Consider the following 2,926-nt stretch of genomic DNA (forward strand, 5'->3'; position numbering starts at 1 on the left):
TTTGGTTAAGTCCTCGATCGATTAGTATTCGTCAGCTCCATGTGTCACCACACTTCCACCTCGAACCTATCTACCTCATCGTCTTTGAGGGATCTTACTTACTTGCGTAATGGGAAATCTCATCTTGAGGGGGGCTTCATGCTTAGATGCTTTCAGCACTTATCCCGTCCACACATAGCTACCCAGCGATGCCTTTGGCAAGACAACTGGTACACCAGCGGTGTGTCCATCCCGGTCCTCTCGTACTAAGGACAGCTCCTCTCAAATTTCCTACGCCCACGACGGATAGGGACCGAACTGTCTCACGACGTTCTGAACCCAGCTCGCGTACCGCTTTAATGGGCGAACAGCCCAACCCTTGGGACCGACTACAGCCCCAGGATGCGATGAGCCGACATCGAGGTGCCAAACCTCCCCGTCGATGTGGACTCTTGGGGGAGATAAGCCTGTTATCCCCGGGGTAGCTTTTATCCGTTGAGCGATGGCCCTTCCATGCGGAACCACCGGATCACTAAGCCCGTCTTTCGACCCTGCTCGACTTGTAGGTCTCGCAGTCAAGCTCCCTTGTGCCTTTACACTCTACGAATGATTTCCAACCATTCTGAGGGAACCTTTGGGCGCCTCCGTTACCTTTTAGGAGGCGACCGCCCCAGTCAAACTGTCCACCTGACACTGTCTCCTGCCCCGCTAAGGGGCATGGGTTAGAATTTCAATACAACCAGGGTAGTATCCCACCGACGCCTCCCTCGAAGCTGGCGCTCCGAGTTCTCTGGCTCCTACCTATCCTGTACAAGTTGTACCAAAATTCAATATCAGGCTACAGTAAAGCTCCACGGGGTCTTTCCGTCCTGTCGCGGGTAACCTGCATCTTCACAGGTACTATAATTTCACCGAGTCTCTCGTTGAGACAGTGCCCAGATCGTTACGCCTTTCGTGCGGGTCGGAACTTACCCGACAAGGAATTTCGCTACCTTAGGACCGTTATAGTTACGGCCGCCGTTTACTGGGGCTTCAATTCAGAGCTTCGCTTGCGCTAACCCCTCCTCTTAACCTTCCAGCACCGGGCAGGCGTCAGCCCCTATACGTCACCTTACGGTTTTGCAGAGACCTGTGTTTTTGCTAAACAGTCGCCTGGGCCTATTCACTGCGGCTCTCATTGCTGAGAGCACCCCTTCTCCCGAAGTTACGGGGTCATTTTGCCGAGTTCCTTAACGAGAGTTCTCTCGCACACCTTAGGATTCTCTCCTCGACTACCTGTGTCGGTTTGCGGTACGGGCACCTCCCGCCTCGCTAGAGGCTTTTCTTGGCAGCGTGAAATCAGATACTTCGCTCATAAGAGCTCCCCATCACAGCTCAACGTTACAGGAAGCGGATTTGCCTACTTCCACGCCTTACTGCTTGGGCGTACTCAACCAACGGTACGCTTATCTTATCCTACTGCGTCCCCCCATTACTCAAACGGCGGGGAGGTGGTACAGGAATATCAACCTGTTGTCCATCGTCTACGCCTATCGGCCTCGACTTAGGTCCCGACTAACCCTGAGCGGACGAGCCTTCCTCAGGAAACCTTAGTCATACGGTGGATGGGATTCTCACCCATCTTTCGCTACTCATACCGGCATTCTCACTTCTAAGCGCTCCACCAGTCCTTCCGGTCTGACTTCAACGCACTTAGAACGCTCTCCTACCACGGAACATCTAAGATGTTCCATCCACAGCTTCGGTGAATCGTTTAGCCCCGATACATTTTCGGCGCAGCGTCACTCGACCAGTGAGCTATTACGCACTCTTTAAATGATGGCTGCTTCTAAGCCAACATCCTGGTTGTCTAAGCAACGCCACATCCTTTTCCACTTAACGATTACTTTGGGACCTTAGCTGGTGGTCTGGGCTGTTTCCCTTTTGACTACGGATCTTATCACTCGCAGTCTGACTCCCGTGTATAAATATCTGGCATTCGGAGTTTGTCTGAATTCGGTAAAGCGAGATGCCCCCCTAGTCCAAACAGTGCTCTACCTCCAGTATTCTCAATCACGAGGCTAGCCCTAAAGCTATTTCGGAGAGAACCAGCTATCTCCAGGTTCGATTGGAATTTCTCCGCTACCCACACCTCATCCCCGCACTTTTCAACGTGCGTGGGTTCGGGCCTCCAGTGAGTGTTACCTCACCTTCACCCTGGACATGGGTAGATCACCTGGTTTCGGGTCTACGACCACGTACTCATTCGCCCTATTCAGACTCGCTTTCGCTACGGCTCCGCCTTCTCAGCTTAACCTTGCACGTAATCGTAACTCGCCGGTTCATTCTACAAAAGGCACGCTATCACCCATTAACGGGCTCTAACTACTTGTAGGCACACGGTTTCAGGATCTATTTCACTCCCCTTCCGGGGTGCTTTTCACCTTTCCCTCACGGTACTGGTTCACTATCGGTCACTAGGTAGTATTTAGCCTTGGGAGATGGTCCTCCCGGATTCCGACGGAATTTCACGTGTTCCGCCGTACTCAGGATACACTCAAGAGAGAATGAACTTTCGACTACGGGGCTTTTACCCGCTACGGCGGACCTTTCCAGGTCGCTTCGTCTAACTCATTCCTTTGTAACTCTTATGTTGAGTGTCCTACAACCCCAAGAGGCAAGCCTCTTGGTTTGGGCTCTTCCCGTTTCGCTCGCCGCTACTCAGGGAATCGAATAATTTCTTTCTCTTCCTCCAGGTACTTAGATGTTTCAGTTCCCTGGGTCTGCCTTCAAGACGCTATGTATTCACGTCAAGATACTGTTCCATTACGAACAGTGGGTTCCCCCATTCGGAAATCTCCGGATCAAAGCTCACTTACAGCTCCCCGAAGCATATCGGTGTTAGTGCCGTCCTTCTTCGGCTCCTAGTGCCAAGGCATCCACCGTGCGCCCTTAATAACTTAACCTA

General features: G+C 52.2%; 1 rRNA gene. It reads right to left on the reverse strand.

Features of this window, described 5'->3' with window-relative positions:
- Position 1: 1 nt before the first annotated feature.
- A 23S ribosomal RNA gene (locus BJ095_RS18655) occupies positions 2-2,924 on the reverse strand.
- Positions 2,925-2,926 lie beyond the last annotated feature (2 nt).

The sequence above is a fragment of the Ureibacillus chungkukjangi genome (assembly GCF_003217295.1).
Taxonomy (GTDB): domain Bacteria; phylum Bacillota; class Bacilli; order Bacillales_A; family Planococcaceae; genus Ureibacillus; species Ureibacillus chungkukjangi.